Here is a 15467-nt window from a genome sequence, read left to right as displayed (position 1 = left end):
GTGATCCCGACTCAGCCGGTGGGGCGGTTGTCGTGTCCGGGCCGGTGGGCGTGCTCCCGGTCCGGTTCCTCGCCGTGGGTGCCGTGGTGCGCGGTGGCTTCGGCGACCTGCTTCAGCGCGGAGGCGGTGGCGGTGTCGCCGACCTTGGCGGGTTGTTCGTGGACGTGGTGTTCGGGTCGGTCGTGCCGGTAGTGGGACGTGGCGAGTTTGTCGCCGGGGCCGTACGAGGAGGGGTCCGGCTCCTCCCGCCTGTCCTGGGCGGCGGGGCGTTCACCGGTCGTGCCGGTCTGCGTTCCGCCGTTCGGTGATCCGTCGTCGGGCCGCTGTCCGGGCCGCGGCTGGGTCAGCCAGGCGACGGCCGCGCCGGTCAGCGCCACCGGCCACTCCACCACTCCGGCCACGCCGAGCACACCGGCACCGGCGTAGACGGCCATGCGGCGGCCGCGCGGCGAGACAGCGCCGATCCGGTCCAGGGCGTCTTCGGCGACCTTGCCGACCTGTTCCGCGCCGGGCAGGTGCCTCAGGCCCGAGGCCATGGCCCGCAACGGCTGCGGAAGATCAGACGAACGTGATGGCTCCTGGTTCATGTCGACCTCCACAGGCGCGTTGTCCAGCGGCTTCAACCGGTTTCCCAGCTTTTTGCCCCATATTCCGCCTTTGGTGAAGCGATCGCTTGTCTTGTTCGGCCGACGTAAGTCCGCGGGGGTTCAGACGACCGTCCGGCCGTCGTGGACGCCGCCCGCGCAGCGCTTGGTCCACCCCTGCGATCCGTCGCCCACGGCGGAGATGATGATCATGCCGCCGCCGGCGATGCACTGGCTCGCGGTGACGTCCGCGGGGCGGGCCACGGCCCGGGCGGGGGCGGCCGGCGCCGCCAGGACCAGGGCGGTGAGCAGGGCGTACGACAGCTCGCGCATGGGTGCTCATCGAGATCGGCGGTCCCGGCGTGGGTGCCGTATCAGCGTCGCCAGGGCGGGCGGGGCCGCCAGCCGGGAGGAGGGTCCGGGTGTCCCGGTAGATCGATGGATGTAGTCGTCGCCTCGGCTCCCAGCAGGATGTAGGGCGCTCGACGGCGGGCGAGCATGGTGCGCGGACGTCCTCCCGTACCGGCCCCTCATCTGCCCGAGGAGACTCGTCATGCCCGAAACGCCCAGGGCGCGCCTGCCGCGCCGCACGGCGGTGGCCACCGTGGCCCTGCTGGTCGCCGCCACCGGAACGACGGCCGCCGTGCAGAAACCGTCACCGGTCGCGGATCTGCGCGCCGATGTGAACCAGGACGGCCGCGTGGACGTCGCCGGGGCGTCCGACGAGGCGGGCGAGGAGGCGTGGCGGCCGGGACGCGGCGCGGTCTTCCTCGCGAACGTCGACGACGACTCGCGGCGCTGCCGGATGCGCCCCGGTGACCTGGACCGGATGGATCCGGCGGTGGACGAGCGGCTGGCGGCGTGCCATGACGCGGCGGACGAGCGGGTCAACGGGGTGCGGGACGAGGCGGATCTCGCCCCGTTGCGCATCCCGCCGTCCCGGGTCGGCGAGCACGCCTCGGGACACGTGGAGGTGGTGGCGGCGCAGGCGCCGTACGCGCGGCTGTTCGTCCGGCGCGACGGGGCGCTGCGGGCGCTGCGCGGGCCGCTGACGGCCCGGGAGCTGCGGGCCGGCGTGGAACTGGCCCTGGAGGGGCGGGACATCGTCCGCGACCCCCAGCGCTGGGACGGCGAGGTCACCGTCACCCTCACGGTGACCGACCGCGGGCGCACCGCCTCCGACCGGGTGCGGCTGAGGGTGGCGCCCGTGCTGTTCCAGCACGACCTGCAGCGCGCCGAGCGGGTCTTCGCGGCCCGGCCGGGCCCGGGCCGCGGGGTCCCGCCGGGGCCGTGGAGCGTGGGCGAGGCGTACCGGCCGCGGGAGTGGCGGCCGTTCGCCTCCTCGCTGGTGCGGGCGGCCCGGGCCGCGGGACTGTCCCGGCGGGACGTGACCTTCACGGCCGGTACGGAGCAGTGGTGGCGCGACATCTGGCGGCAGGACATGGTCGAACCGGCCGTGGCGAGCGTCCCGGCGCCCGGCGGAGGGGAGCACCGCATGCGGGTGCTGCTGCGCGCACCGGTGCTGTGGGCCCCGCCGGAGGGCAGCGAGGCCACGCTGAGCCGGTCGGCGCGGCTGCTCTACCGTGACTTCCGCGGGCCCGACGTCGGGGTGGTGCAGCAGTTCACGCCCGGACGCGGACCGAGCGGCATCGACCTGCAGAACTTCACCGGGAACTTCGAGTCCGTACCGCCGTACGAGGGCCACCCGCACGGGCGGGTCCTCTACGGCACGGCCCCGCACCGGGCGCCCGATCCGGCGTTCGTGCGGATGATCGAGGCGCAGGGCAGGCAGCCGGCGATCACCATCGACACATCGTGGCTGCTGGTCGGTCACGTGGACGAGACGGTCCACGTCGTCCGGGCCCGCTCCGAGCGCGGCTGGACGCTGGCGGTCGCCGACCCCCGTCAGGCGGTGCAGTTGCTGCGGCAGGCGCAGCGCGCCGGGGAGGGCGGGCAGCGGATGTTCGCGGACACGTCCGCGCAGCGCACGCCCACGGTCGACGCCCTGCTGGGGGACGACGGCTTCCTCGCCGGCAACGAGGAGGCGGCGCGCCGCATCGACGACCAGATCGCGGTGCTGCTGCGGGAGACGGGCCTGTCCCGGGACGACCTGGTCCGTGTGCCCGTGCTGTACGCGATGGCCTCCGTGGCCCCCGGCGTCCCCGAGGGCGCCGTCGCCTACTCCCCCAGCATCGCCAACGGCCTGTCCCTGACGGCCCGGGACTACGCCGCGCCCGATCCGCACGGGCCGAAGGTGCGCGGCCGCGATCTGTTCCGCGCCGCCGCCGAGGAGGCACTCGCCGCCGGCGGGGTGCGGGTGCACTGGGTGGAGAACTTCGCCTGGTCGCATCTGGCGGGCGGGGAGGTGCACTGCGCGACGAACGCCCTGCGGGACACCTCCGGGGGCGCGCCGTGGTGGAGCACGCGCCCCGGGCGGTGACCGGGATCCCGGCGCTCTTCGGAAGCCTTCCGTGTCGGCACGGGAGCGCCGGGTACTCAGAGCAGGCACGCAGGCCGTCTCGGGTCCGGGCACCGCACGGCAGCGCGGTGTCCGGTTCGGCGAATGGAGTGGTCATGACGCAGAACGGTGAGGACGCGACGCTCGTCCGGCGACCGGGCGTGCCCGATCTCCGGCCGGCGCCGGCAGGGTCCGAGCCCGCGCCACCGCAGGATCCGCAGGCCGACGAGCCGCCGCAGGAGCTGCCCCTGGACCGCAACCAGGCGATCCTGGAGGCGGCCAAGCAGGTCGGTGCCCTGCTGAAGCGGAAGGGGCACCGCTTCGCGCTGGCCGGCAGTGTGGCCGCGTACGCCCACGGCGGCGAGAAGAACCTCCAGCACGACGTCGACTTCGCCATCCGGCCCGAGGACGCGGACGCGGTGGCGGCCACGCTCCGCGAGGCGGGGCTGACGGTCTACACGCCGCCGGAGGACTGGCTGATCAAGGCCACGTGCTTCGGCCAGCCGGTCGACATCATCTTCGAGCTGGCGCACCGGCCGGTCGGCGCGGACATGCTGGAGCGGGCGGAGGAGCTCTCGGTCGACTCGGTCCGCATGCCGGTGCTGGCCCCGACCGACCTGCTGTGGAGCCTGATCGCCGCGTTCTCCGAGCACCACTGCGACTTCGGCGCGGCCCTGCCCATCGCACGCGCCCTGCGGGAGAAGGTCGACTGGGAGGAGGTGCGGCGCGAGTGCGGGGACGAGCCCATGCCCGCGGCCTTCTTCTTTCTCCTGGAGCGCCTGAACGTCATCTGAAGGAGCACCCCATGAGCACCCACGGTTCCCAGGACACGGGCGGCGGGCCGCCGGCCGAGAACCTGGACTACCGCATCGCGCACCTCCAGGACCGCCTCGCCTCGGGCGAGCTGGGAGAACTCGGCGTCCGGGTCGAGGCCCGCGGCCGGTCGGTACTGCTCACCGGCACCGTGCCCTCGGCGCCCTGCCGCGACGAGATCCTGCGCACCGTCCGAGAGGAGTTCGCCGAGGTCCCGGTGCACAGCGACCTCGTGGTCACCGAGGCGTCCTCCCCCGACCACGCGGAGGAGCTCGCATGATCCGCATCGCAGCCGTCGGGGACATCCACATGGGGCCCGACAACCAGGGCCTGCTCCGCCCCGCGTTCGAAACCCTGCCCGAGTGCGCCGACCTGCTGCTGCTGGCCGGGGACCTGACCCGGCACGGCACGCCCGAGGAGATGCGGGTGGTGGCCCGGGAGGTCCGGGACCTCGGCGTCCCGGTGGTCGCGGTCCTGGGCAACCACGACCATCACGACGACCGGCCGGACGAGGTCACGGCCATCCTGCGGGACGCCGGCGCGCACGTCCTGGAGGGGCAGGGGACCGTCGTGGAGAGCGGCGGGACCCGGATCGGCGTGGCCGGCACCAAGGGGTTCGGCGGCGGCTTCGTCGGCCGCTGCGCCGGGGAGTTCGGCGAGCCGGTCATGAAGGAGTTCGTCCGGCACTCGCGGCGCAGCGCCGACGCCCTGCGAGCCGCCCTGGAGCAGCTCGGCGAGGCGGGCTGTGACGCGCGGATCGCCCTGACCCACTACTCCCCCGTCGCGGACACGCTGGCGGGCGAGCCGCTGGAGATCTATCCGTTCCTGGGCAGCTATCTGCTGGCCGAGGCGATCGACACCGCCGGCGCCGACCTCGCGGTGCACGGGCACGCGCACGCCGGCACCGAGCACGGCATGACGAGCGGCGGCGTGCGGGTGCGCAACGTCGCCCAGCCGGTCATCGGGCGGGCCTTCCACGTCTACCACCTGCCGGTCCGGGAGCCCGCCACGACCGGAGCCGCCGCACAACAGGCCAGTTAGACCGACCCCTTTTCCCACCGCCGCCGGCGTCTCGCCGGCGGCGGTTTCCGTTGTGCGCCGTCATCTGATGCGCTCCCGTACCCCCTCTGGTGTGAACGCCCCGCACGTCGTGCCAGTTTCAGGCATTTTGTCTGCTTAGCATGCGATCTCCGCGCTCCGCACGTCGGCGATGTCCCCACGCGTCCGCCCGGGGCGCCCTGCCCCGTACAAGAGGACCCCAGATGGCGCTGACGGGCCGTCAAAGACCACCGTCCGAGCATGCATTCTCCCCGCACGACGCCGTACTGCGCACCGCGGCACCGCATGTGGCCCGGCGCCGCTTCCTGACCGTCACCGCGGCCGCCGCGATGCTCGCCTTCACCACCAACCGGCCGGCCCGCGGAGCCACCGCCGCCAAGGAACTGGACGCGGCCCGGATCACCCACGACCCGTTCACCCTCGGCGTGGCCTCCGGCGACCCGCTGCCCGACTCGGTGCTGATCTGGACGCGGCTGGCTCCCGAGCCGTTCGCGGAGGACGGCGGCCTGGGCCAGCAGCGGGTCGTGGTCTACTGGGAAGTCGCCATGGACGAGTGGTTCTTCTTCGTCGAGCACCGAGGTGTCGCCACGGCCCACCCCGAGTACGCCCACAGCGTGCACGTCGACGTCAAGGGCCTGATGCCGGACAGCACCTACTACTACCGGTTCCGGGTGGGCGCCTGGATCAGCCCCGTCGGCCGCACCCGGACGGCACCGGCCGAGGGCAGTGACACCGAAAGCCTGCGACTGGCCGCCGTCGCCTGCCAGGCCTACCAGGACGGCTACTACACCGCCCACCGGCACCTGGCGCAGGAGGACGTCGACCTGGTCTTCCACCTCGGCGACTACCTGTACGAGTACGCGGTGGACTCGGCCGGCGGGGCTCGCCGCTACACCGACCGCAAGCTGCCCGACGTGTTCAACCGCGAGACGACCACGCTGGCGGACTACCGGCTGCGCTACGCGCTCTACAAGAGCGACCCGGACCTCCAGGCCGCGCACGCCCAGCACCCGTTCGTCGTCACCTGGGACGACCACGAGACGGAGAACAACTACGCGGGCGCCACCGACGAGAAGGGCAGCCCCCCGGAGCAGTTCCTGGTGCGGCGCGCCGCCGCCTACCGGGCGTACTGGGAGAACCAGCCGCTGCGCGCCGACCAGTTGCCGCAGGGGCCCGACGCCCGGCTGTACCGCCGTCTGGCCTGGGGCTCGCTCGCCCAGTTCGACATCCTCGACACCCGCCAGTACCGCTCCGACCAGGCCTACAACGACCGGCCGCACGCGCCGGGCACCGAGTCCGACGACCCGGCCCGCACGCTCACCGGCGACGCCCAGGAGCGCTGGCTGCTGGACGGCTGGCGGACCTCGCAGGCGCTGTGGAACGTGATGCCCCAGCAGGTGTGCTTCTCCCAGCGCAAGTTCGACCTGACCGCGCCGGCCCGGGTCTCCATGGACGCCTGGGACGGCTACCGCGCCTCCCGCAACCGGGTCATGGCGGGCGCCAAGGCCGCCGGCATCGACAACTGGATGGTCCTCACCGGCGACGTCCACGTCGGCTACGCCTTCGACATCAAGGAGGACTTCGACAACCCGCAGTCAAGGACGGTCGGTACGGAGTTCACCTGCACCTCCATCGCCAGCGGCGGCAACGGCGCCGAGAAGCCGAGCGACTGGGACACGTACATGAAGGCCAACCCGCACATGAAGTACTTCGACGGCCGGCGCGGCTACGTCCGGGTCGAGCTGGGCCGCGAGAACGCCCAGGTCGACTTCCGGACCGTGTCGGCCATCACGACACCCGGGGGCGCCATCTCGACCTCTGCGTCCTTCGTCACGGAGGTGGGCTCGCCCGACCTGAAGTCCGCGTGAGGCGGCTGCCCGTACTGCACATGGAGCCCTTCCCGGCGCAAAAGCACGAAACGGCGTCGCCCGGCACATCACGCCGGGCCGTTCCGGCAAGGCCTGTGCCGGAGCTTCACCGTGATCGACATGCCTATCGGACACCCTGACCGAAGGAGACACATCGAATGGTCCACAGACATGCCGTGACCGGTCGCCGGGCGGCCCTGGCCGCGCTCGGGGCGCTCGTCGCCACCGGGATTCCCGCCGCCCAGGCGGCCGAGCCGACGCCCGCCGCGGGCCCACTGCCCTCGGCCGCCCAGACCCTCGGCGCCGACCGGCCGTCGCCTCAGCTGCTGCGCGCCCTGGAACGCGATCTCGGGCTGACCCCGGCCCAGGCGTCCCGGCGGCTGGTCAACGAGGCGGAGGCGGGCACCCGGGCCGGGCGGCTGCGCAACGCCCTGGGCTACCGCTTCGCGGGGGCCTGGCTGCGCGGTACGACCTCACAGGAGCTCGTGGTGGCGACCACGAGCGCCGCGGACGTACCGACCATCAAGGCCCAGGGCGCGAAGGCGGCCGTCGTGAAGAAGACGCTGCGCGACCTCCAGATTGCGAAGAAGAAGCTGGACGCGGCAGCGGCCCGGGTCAGCACCCGCGACACGCCCCTGTGGTACGTGGACGTCCCCGCGAACCGGGTCGTGGTGCAGGCCCGGAACAAGGCCGCGGCGGCCGCGTTCGTCAGGGCGGCGGGCCTCGACGCCAAGAGCGTGGGCGTGAAGGTGACGGCGAACCGGCCGCGCCTGATGGAGGACGTCGTCGGCGGCGACGCCTACTACATCGACGGCGCCGCCCGCTGCTCCGTCGGCTTCTCCGTCACCAAGGGCGAGCAGGCGGGCTTCGCCTCGGCGGGCCACTGCGGCAAGCAGGGCGCCAAGACGACCGGGCACAACAAGGCGGACCAGGGCACGTTCCAGGCCTCCACCTTCCCCGGCAAGGACATGTCGTGGGTGGCCGTCAACGCCCAGTGGACGGCCACCCCGAACGTGAAGGGCGAGGGCGAGCAGAAGGTGCAGATCACCGGCTCGGTCCAGGCGCTCGTCGGGGCGGCGGTGTGCCGCTCCGGCTCGACCACCGGGTGGCACTGCGGCACGGTCGAGCAGCACGACACGAGTGTCAGCTACGCCGAGGGCAAGGTGGACGGGCTGACCCAGACGACGGTGTGCGCCGAGCCGGGTGACTCCGGCGGGCCCTATGTCGCGGGCGTCCAGGCGCAGGGCGTGACGTCGGGCGGCACGGGCGACTGCAAGAGCGGCGGCACCACGTTCTTCCAGCCGGTCAACCCGCTGCTCAGCGAGTTCGGTCTCACGCTGAAGACCGCGGAGGCCGAGGCCCCGGCACCGCAGGACAACGTCGCCCAGGCGTGGGCCGCGGGCCGGGTCTACGAGGCCGGTGTCACGGTGAGCCACGCCGGTGTGCGCTACCAGTGCCTCCAGACCCACCAGGCCCAGGGCGCGTGGGCGCCCACCCGGACCCCGGCGCTGTGGCAGCGGGTGTGACGCAGGGTCAGGGCTGTCCGGCGCCGGTGCGGCACGCGCCGCCGGCGCCGGGCGGGGCCCGCTACTCCTCCGCGAGCAGCGCGTACGCGGTGGCCACGAACGGGTCGTGGGCGCGGAAGCGGCGGGTGCAGACGGCGGCCAGGGCCGTGCCGGTGCCGGGGCGGAAGCCCAGGAACGCCTGCTGGCCGAGGGTCGCGCCGCTGTGGAAGTACATGGGTCCGCCGTCGGCCGGGTGACGGAACCAGGCGATGGTGTGCACGTGCCGGTGCCCGAGGCCGCGGCGGAGCACGGGGCGGCGCACCGCGCGCAGGGCGGGGGCCAGCTGCTGGGGCGCACCGGCCGGGTCCAGCTGGGCTTCGAGGAAGGTGAGCAGGTCGTGGGGCGTGGCCCGTACGGCGCCCGCCGCCTGGAAGCCACCGGCGTCGAAGGGGGGTACGGGTGTCTCGCCGTCCTTGCCGTGCCCGGGGGCGTCGAGTCCCGATTCGTCGGCGCGCAGGGCGGTGCCGTGCAGGCCGAGCGGGCGCAGGACCTGGTCGGTGAGCAGGTCCTCCCACGGGGTGCCGGTCGCCGCGGCCAGGGCGTGTCCGAGTACGGCGACGCCGTAGTTGGAGTAGCGCCAGCGGGTGCCGGGGCGGTGACGCGGGGGGTGGCGCAGGAAGGCGTCGACGACCCGGGCGGCCGGGAAGCGGGCGTAGGGGTTGGTGTGCCAGGCGGGCAGGCCGCGCAGGTAGAAGCCGGCCGGCAGGGCGGGCAGGCCGGAGGTGTGGGTGATCAGGTGGGCGAGGGTCACCGGGGTCGCGCCGACGGGCCGTCCCCGGTCCAGGAGGGCGGTGGCCGGTTCGCCGCCGGACAGCTCACCGCCCTGGATCAGGCGGGCCAGGAGCAGGCCGGTGAACGTCTTGGTGGCGGAGCCGATTTCGTAGCGCAGGGCGTCGCGGGGCAGGGGCGGGTGTTCGGCGGTGCCGCCGCTCATGACGGTGCGGCGGCCGTGGCGGGAGAGGGCGAAGACGACGTCTGGGGCGTCCGCGGCGGCAACGGCGTCCGCGAGCCGCCCGGCGAGTGTCCCGTCGTCCGGGGGGACGTGCGCCGACGGGACGCGGTGGGCGGGGTCGGCGGGTGTTCCCTGGGGGCTCCGGCCCGGGGCAGCGCCCGTCGGCGCGGCCGGCCGGGCCGGGGTCCCGCCCGGCACGGCGTCCGGCGCGGTCCGGGGCTCGTCCGCCGGCGCGCCGGGTCGGAGCCGGGAGGCGTTCACCGGCGTGGCGGGCGGCGCCGCGGGCTCCTCGTCGTCGAGGGCGTCACCCGGCCAGGGGGTGTGCCGACGGCCCGTCATGACGCGTGCGCCAGTGCGGACAGGGCCCGGGACGTGGCCAGGAAGGACGCGAACGCGGCGACCAGCGTGGGGTGGTAGACGATGTCGAACACCTCGTCCGGCTCTCCCTCGGGCATCGTGCGGACCGCGGGCATCGCTCCGTCGGGCTGCTGTGCGGCGGCGAAGGCCTGCCAGGCGGGTTCGTCCAGGGTGGGGTGGGGCAGACAGGCGTCGACCACGAGCAGCTCGCCGAGCAGGTCCCAGCGCTCCAGGTCCAGCCAGTCGTCGATCCAGACCGGCAGCCAGGCGGCGAGGTAGTCGGCGATGCCGGGCGGCAGGCCGTCGGGGTTCTCGCCCCAGTCGGTGAGGTGGAACACCGTGTGCGTGACGTCGTAGGCCGTGTGGCCTTCCACGGTCCAGGGTTCCGGGGTACGGGCCAGCCAGGTCGCGCCGACGAGGCCGGCCTCGGGCGGGCGGGGTGTCAGGCCGAAGCGGCGCTGGAACGCGGACAGGCCCAGCCTGCGGGTCGGGGTGGTCTCGAAGGCCACCCAGCTGTCCAGCCGGTGGTTCAGTACGACGGCCCGCTCCAGATCGGGCCGGCTGTAGCCCAGTTCCTTGAACGGCACGTAGACCTCGAACGGGATGGGGGACGCCGGCTCGGTGCGCTGCCCGCGCACCAGCATCCGGCCGCCGTCCAGCGTCTCGCGCCAGACGTGGTCGAGGAGCCTGCGGGCCAGCTCCGCCTGGCGCGATCCCGCCACGCCCTCGCGGAAGAGCACGCGGCAGATCAGGGCGAGTTCGCCGATGGGCTTGAACCGTTCGAGGAAGCCGGTCTCCGGGTCCACGTCGGGCTCCAGCCGGAAACCGTCCCGGTGGGCCCACAGCCATTCCATGGCGCGGACTCCGACGGTGTGGATCAGGCGGGTGTCGGTCATCCCAGCACTCCTTGCGCGCCGTGCCTGCGGTGCGGGCCGGCCAGGGCCCCGTCGTCGAGGCGTCCGGTGGTCAGGGCCGCCGCGTAGACGGCCATGAGGGTGGAGTGGTAGTGGCGGGCGAAGTCCGGTTCGACGCCGTCGTCGCTGTCCCCCTCCTCCGGCAGCGCGCCCGAGGGGTGCTGCGCCGCGGCGATCCGCTCCCAGGCGTCCCGGAGCACGGCGGGTTCGGGCAGGTCGGGCAGGCTCGCCGCCACGGCCAGCAGCTCGCAGCCCAGGTCCCACATCCGGGCGTCCAGGCAGGTGTCGAGCCAGGGCGGCAGCCAGTCGGCCAGGTAGGCGGCCAGGTCCGGTGGCAGGCCCGCGGGCCCGGCGCGTCCCCAGTCGGTGAGGTGGAAGACCACATGGGTCAGGGCGTATCCGGAATCGCGTTCGAAGGTCCAGGGTTCCGGGAGTCCGCCCAGCCAGGTGCTCCGCAGCGCCCGGGGCATCCCGTCCGACCGGCGGACGCCGGTGCGTTCCTCGGCGTTCAGGACACCGAGCCGCCGGGTGGCGGTCTGCTCGGTGAGCTGCCAGCCACGGGTCCGGGCCACCACGCCGGCGGCCGCCTCGTAGCCGGGGTGCCGCAGCCCGGTGGAGGCGAGGGCGGCGTACACCTCCAGCGGGTAGGTGGCGAAGGGCTCCAGCCGCTGGAGGCGCGCCAGCAGCTCGCCGCGGCCGGTCTCCTCCCAGGCGAAGGCCAGCAGGTCGGCCGCGCGTGCGTGCAGCGGATCCGAGGGCGCGGTGTTCCGGGTCACGGCCGCGCACATCAGGGCGAGTTCCCCGAGCGGTTTCCAGCTGCGGTTCACCTCGCCGTCGGCGGCCAGCGCGTCGTCGCCCAGCGCGAAGTCCGCCCGGCGCGCGGACAGCCACGCCAGCGCGGCCTCGGCCGGCTGCCGGATCACCCGCGTGTCCAGCGCCGCCGTCACGCGAACGCTCCCGTCCGGGTCAGGCGTGCCGCGTGTACCTGGAGAGCCACGAGCGGATCCTCACCGCCCATCAGCTCCACGAAGTCGAGGCCGGTTTCGAGTCCCAGCGTCTCCGGGACGCCGTCCAGCAGCGTCAGCCAGCGTCCCGCGCCGGCGGCCTGCCGCCAGTCCCTGCGGCGCACCGCGCGGACGAAACCCCGGGCGACGTCGAGCGAACGGCGCCCGGCCAGGCGGGCGACCGCGCAGTCCTCACCGGGCAGGGCGAGCGCGGCCAGCACCGCCAGCTGATGTGTGAGGGACTGCCAGCTCGCGCGGTCGAGCCCGTCCGCGTCGGGTTCCGGTTCCGGGCCGTGCGCGGGCCCGTCGACGAAGGACGGGTCGAGCCGCCGCAGCGTGCGCCGCATGGCCCAGTGACTCCACACGACGGTGGGAGCGGCGTCCGCGCGGGGCGGGTAGGCCTCCACCGCCTTGCGGAACACGGCGAGTTCGTCGGGCAGCGGCGGGGCGTGCAGCAGGGTGCTCGGCAGCAGCGCGTCGGCTCCCAGCACGCGGACGGCCGCGACTGCGAGGCCCTCGGCTTCCCCGTCGACCGCCGCCGGGGCGGTCGCGTGAGTGTGGTCTCCGCTCCGGAGAGCGGAGACCACACCGGAAGCGAGGTCCCGCACCGCGCCCTGAAGGAGGGTCGAGGTGCCAGACTGCTCCATGGACTACTCCTGTCGGTCGGTTCAGCCCTTCTTCGGACGCGGGGTCGGCGGCGACAGCAGCAGCTTGCCGCCTCCTGCCTGAAGCGCCAGCGCCGCGCACTCACGGCTGTCGCGGTAGACGCCGTCGACTTCGGCCGGGTCGAGTGCCGCCTCGATGTCGACACTCGGAACACCGGTGAGTTCCTCGATGACCTTTTCCTTGGAAGGCATAGCACCATCTCCCTGAACTGAAGCGAGTACCTTCACCTTCCGGATCACCGGAATCGGACAAAGCATGCCAACTTTCTCAGAATTCACTTAAATAACATTTTCAACATCTCAGGCTGAGTGGTTCACCGCGCCACGACCCGCAGCGTGCGCACCGAGGAGTCGGCCGCGACCGGGATGAGGACGCCGTGCTCGGCACTGCTGCGCAGGTAGTCCAGGACCGCGTCGGTGACGACCTCGCCGGGCGCGATCACGGGGACGCCCGGAGGGTAGGGGCTGATCATCTCCGCGGCGATGCGTCCCGCGGCCCGCTCGGCCGGCACGTGCTCGACCGGGGCGAAGAACGCCTCGCGGGGCAGCATCGCCTGCTCCAGTTCCAGCGCCGAGGGCTCCGGGAGCCGCACCGGCGGGCGCCGTTCGATCGAGTCCGCGTGCTCGACGAGCGCGCGCAGGGCGGCCACCAGGACCTCCTCGGTCTCGTCGTCGTCGGCGTGGGTGATCGAGGCGCTGATCCGGCAGCTGTCCGAGCCGCCGACGTCCACGTGGCGGTGGTCGCGCAGCCACTCCGCGGCCTGCATGCCGCTCACGCCGAGCTTGCGCACGTCGATCACCAGCTTGAGCGGATCGAGGTCGGCGGCGAGCCCCTCCTCCACGACCTCCCGGCCCATGAGCCGCAGCCCCGGCAGATCGGCAACCGCCGCCCGGATGCGGTCGGCGCGGCGGAGGGCGGCGTCCAGGAGCTCGTGCCCCTGCTCGACCATCTGGCGGCGCCAGCCGTCGAGCGTGGCGTGGACGAGGGAGGAGGCGCTGGTGGTGCCGAGCAGGTCCTCCCGCTGCTTGAGGGCCTCGGGCGACACCCGGTCGTGCTGGAAGTGGAAGACGGAGCTCTGCTCCACGGCCCCGCCCATCTTGTGCACGCTGGTCACCACCAGGTCGGCCTCGGCGTCCATGCCCCAGGCGGGCAGGGCGGGATGGAACGGCAGGTGGGCGCCCCAGGCCTCGTCGACGATGACGGGCACGTCGAACGCGTGGCACACCCGGGCCACTCCCCCGATGTCCGCGCAGGAACCCCAGTCGGTGGGCGTGATGAGGAGCATGCCCTTGGCGTCCGGGTGCTCCTCGAGGCGCCGGCGGACGTCGTCGGGCTCGGGCGGGTGGGCCAGGTGCCGTTCGGTGTCGAACTTGGGGTGCACCCAGATCGGCTCGACGCCGTTGACGACGACGGCCGCGATGACGGACTTGTGGGCGTTGCGCGACAGCAGCAGCTTCTCGCCCGGGCCGGCCACGGCCAGCATGGCGGTCTTCACGGACAGCGAGCTGCCGCAGGTGGAGAAGAACGCGTGCTCGGCGCCGACCGCGTCGGCCATCAGCTCCTGGGCCCGGTTCAGCACGCCCTGCGACTGGCGGCGGTCGTCGAGCCCGTTGAGGGAGAGCACGTCGGAGCGGAAGACGTCGAGCCCGACGATCTCCGCCACCCGCGGGTCCACTCCCCTGCCCTGCTTGTGGCCCGGCGGGCCGTAGGCGATGTCGCCGCGGCGCCGGAAGTCCTCCAGCGCCTCCAGCACGGGCACGCGCGAGTGGTCCATGGTTCCTCCCGGGTCCGGCCCGCCCGGCCGCCGCCGCGGCGTCCACGCTGTCGTGGCCCGGCGGGTACACCGACCGTGTTGCACCGGAGCACCGGCCGAAACGCGGCGGGTGTCGCGGCGGCGGGCGGTGAAACCCGGCCGGGAGCACACCGGAACCGGCGGTGGAGCCCGGCCGGGCCCCGGGGAGCACACAGGCCCCCGGCCGCGCCCCCGGGGAACCCCACCGCCCCTGACTCCGAGGAGGCCCCGTGGCCGGCACGCTCGACGACGTTCACCGCGCCCTGCGCAAGGAGGTGGCGGCCCGGGCCGACGCGCTGTGGGACGTGGCCCTGCGGCTGCACGCCGACCCCGAGTACGCCTTCGCCGAGCACCGGGCGGCGGCGCTGCTGTCGGGCGAGCTGGAGCGCGCCGGTTTCGCCGTGGAGCGGGGCGTGGCGGGGATGCCGACCGCGTTCAGCGCCACCGCGGGCCGCGGCCGGCCCGCGGTGGCACTGCTCATGGAGTACGACGCCCTGCCCGGCCTCGGCCACGCGTGCGGCCACAACCTCATCGCGGCGGCGGGCCTGGGCGCCGCGCTGGCGCTGGCCGCCGTGCCGGAGGCGTCCGCCGGGACGGTAGTGGCGGTCGGCACACCGGCCGAGGAGGGCGGGGGCGGCAAGGCCGTCGAGACGGAGGCCGGGGTGTTCGACGACGTCGACGCGGCGCTGATGTTCCACCCGGGCGTGTACAGCTGGGCGCGGGCGCCGCTGACCGCGCAGGTGCAGTACCGGGTGGCCTTCCACGGCCGCGCCGCGCACCCCACGGGCAACCCGACGGAGGGCGTCGACGCGCTCGCGGCGCTGGTGGAGCTGTTCAACGTGCTGGCCGTGCTCGGGCGGCGGCTGCCGGAGGGCTCGCACGTGCAGGGCATCGTCACCCACGGCGGCACCGCCACCAACATCGTCCCCGAATACGCCCAGGGCCTGTTCGGTCTGCGGGCGGCCACCACCGAGGCGCTGGAGGACCTCACGGAGCGGCTGCGGGTGTGCGCCGACGGCGTGGCCCGGGCCACCGGCACCACGACCGAGGTGGAGCGGGCCACCGTGCGCTACGAGCACTTCCGGGACAGCGGGGTGCTGTCCGAGCGGTTCGCCGCGCACCTGGCCCGGGCCGGGATCCCGCTGTCGCCGCCCGCGCCCGGCGTGTACCTGGGGTCGTCCGACATCGGGAACGTCAGCACGCGGGTGCCCGCCATCCACCCGTTCGTCGCGATCATGGGCGAGGACGGCTCCGACCACACCCCGGAGTTCGCCGAGGCGGCCGCCTCTCCCCGGGCCCGTGAGGTGCTGGTCGCCGCGACGGGGGCCCTCGCGTGCACCGCCGCCGACGTGCTGCTCTCCGAGGAGCTGCGCGAGGCGGCGTGGGCGCGGCACCGTGCGGCCCGGACCGGGTGAGTGCTTCCTCGCCCGGTGGG

At 74.1% G+C, this 15467-nt stretch carries 15 protein-coding genes; 7 read left to right on the top strand and 8 right to left on the bottom strand.

Annotation, left to right across the window (positions count from 1 at the left end):
• Positions 1-11 precede the first annotated feature (11 nt).
• Entirely contained in the window at positions 12-587 is a 576-nt protein-coding gene (locus tag IE255_RS33900; RefSeq protein WP_190054241.1) for a hypothetical protein, read from the bottom strand.
• Positions 588-707: 120 nt separating this feature from the next.
• Complete coding sequence (locus IE255_RS33895; protein ID WP_190054240.1) at positions 708-917, bottom strand: hypothetical protein; 210 nt, start codon at positions 915-917, stop codon at positions 708-710.
• 220 nt (positions 918-1137) lie between these two features.
• Between IE255_RS33895 and IE255_RS33890 the strand changes: the two genes are divergently transcribed.
• The 6 genes from IE255_RS33890 to IE255_RS33865 all read left to right on the top strand — a co-directional run bounded on the left by IE255_RS33890 (position 1138) and on the right by IE255_RS33865 (position 8308).
• Entirely contained in the window at positions 1138-3024 is a 1887-nt protein-coding gene (locus tag IE255_RS33890) for a protein-arginine deiminase family protein (RefSeq protein WP_190054239.1), read from the top strand.
• A 134-nt stretch (positions 3025-3158) separates the two neighbouring features.
• Entirely contained in the window at positions 3159-3836 is a 678-nt protein-coding gene (locus IE255_RS33885; protein WP_190054238.1) for a nucleotidyltransferase family protein, read from the top strand.
• Positions 3837-3847: 11 nt separating this feature from the next.
• Positions 3848-4135 carry a BON domain-containing protein gene (locus IE255_RS33880; protein ID WP_190054237.1) on the top strand — a complete coding sequence of 96 codons (288 nt, stop codon included), beginning with the start codon at positions 3848-3850 and terminating at the stop codon, positions 4133-4135.
• A complete protein-coding gene (locus IE255_RS33875; protein WP_190054236.1) occupies positions 4132-4896 on the top strand; it encodes a metallophosphoesterase family protein in 765 nt (254 codons plus the stop codon). Before IE255_RS33880 ends, IE255_RS33875 begins: the two co-directional genes overlap by 4 nt.
• 221 nt (positions 4897-5117) lie before the next feature.
• Positions 5118-6782, top strand: coding sequence for an alkaline phosphatase D family protein (locus IE255_RS33870; protein ID WP_190054235.1), 1665 nt, complete (start codon positions 5118-5120; stop codon positions 6780-6782).
• A gap of 158 nt (positions 6783-6940) precedes the next feature.
• Positions 6941-8308 (top strand): alpha-lytic protease prodomain-containing protein, encoded by a 1368-nt coding sequence (locus IE255_RS33865; RefSeq protein WP_190054234.1) that lies wholly within the window; start codon positions 6941-6943, stop codon positions 8306-8308.
• Positions 8309-8369: 61 nt separating this feature from the next.
• Here the strand turns inward: IE255_RS33865 and IE255_RS33860 are convergent, their stop codons facing one another.
• From IE255_RS33860 to IE255_RS40235, 6 genes are all read right to left on the bottom strand, one after another.
• Positions 8370-9638, bottom strand: coding sequence for a serine hydrolase domain-containing protein (locus tag IE255_RS33860; RefSeq protein ID WP_229906705.1), 1269 nt, complete (start codon positions 9636-9638; stop codon positions 8370-8372).
• Entirely contained in the window at positions 9635-10552 is a 918-nt protein-coding gene (locus tag IE255_RS33855) for a DUF6895 family protein (protein ID WP_190054233.1), read from the bottom strand. Before IE255_RS33855 ends, IE255_RS33860 begins: the two co-directional genes overlap by 4 nt.
• Positions 10549-11517 carry a DUF6895 family protein gene (locus IE255_RS33850; RefSeq protein WP_190054232.1) on the bottom strand — a complete coding sequence of 323 codons (969 nt, stop codon included), beginning with the start codon at positions 11515-11517 and terminating at the stop codon, positions 10549-10551. Before IE255_RS33850 ends, IE255_RS33855 begins: the two co-directional genes overlap by 4 nt.
• Positions 11514-12221 carry a hypothetical protein gene (locus IE255_RS33845; protein WP_190054231.1) on the bottom strand — a complete coding sequence of 236 codons (708 nt, stop codon included), beginning with the start codon at positions 12219-12221 and terminating at the stop codon, positions 11514-11516. The genes IE255_RS33850 and IE255_RS33845 overlap by 4 nt, the downstream gene beginning before the upstream one ends.
• Positions 12222-12242: 21 nt before the next feature.
• On the bottom strand, positions 12243-12431 hold the full coding sequence (locus IE255_RS33840; RefSeq protein WP_190054230.1) for a hypothetical protein: 189 nt from the start codon (positions 12429-12431) through the stop codon (positions 12243-12245).
• A 122-nt stretch (positions 12432-12553) separates the two neighbouring features.
• Complete coding sequence (locus IE255_RS40235) at positions 12554-14014, bottom strand: aminotransferase class I/II-fold pyridoxal phosphate-dependent enzyme (protein ID WP_190054229.1); 1461 nt, start codon at positions 14012-14014, stop codon at positions 12554-12556.
• Between the two features lie 248 nt (positions 14015-14262).
• Here IE255_RS40235 and IE255_RS33830 point away from each other — a divergent pair, with 248 nt between their 5' ends.
• Positions 14263-15447: an amidohydrolase gene (locus IE255_RS33830; RefSeq protein ID WP_190054228.1), complete on the top strand. Its 1185-nt coding sequence runs from the start codon at positions 14263-14265 to the stop codon at positions 15445-15447.
• The last annotated feature ends 20 nt before the right edge of the window (positions 15448-15467 follow it).

Source organism: Streptomyces lomondensis (assembly GCF_014651035.1).
Classification (GTDB): Bacteria; Actinomycetota; Actinomycetes; order Streptomycetales; family Streptomycetaceae; genus Streptomyces; species Streptomyces lomondensis.
Note: the sequence above shows the minus strand (reverse complement) of the source record. Positions and strands in the feature narration are given on the sequence as shown.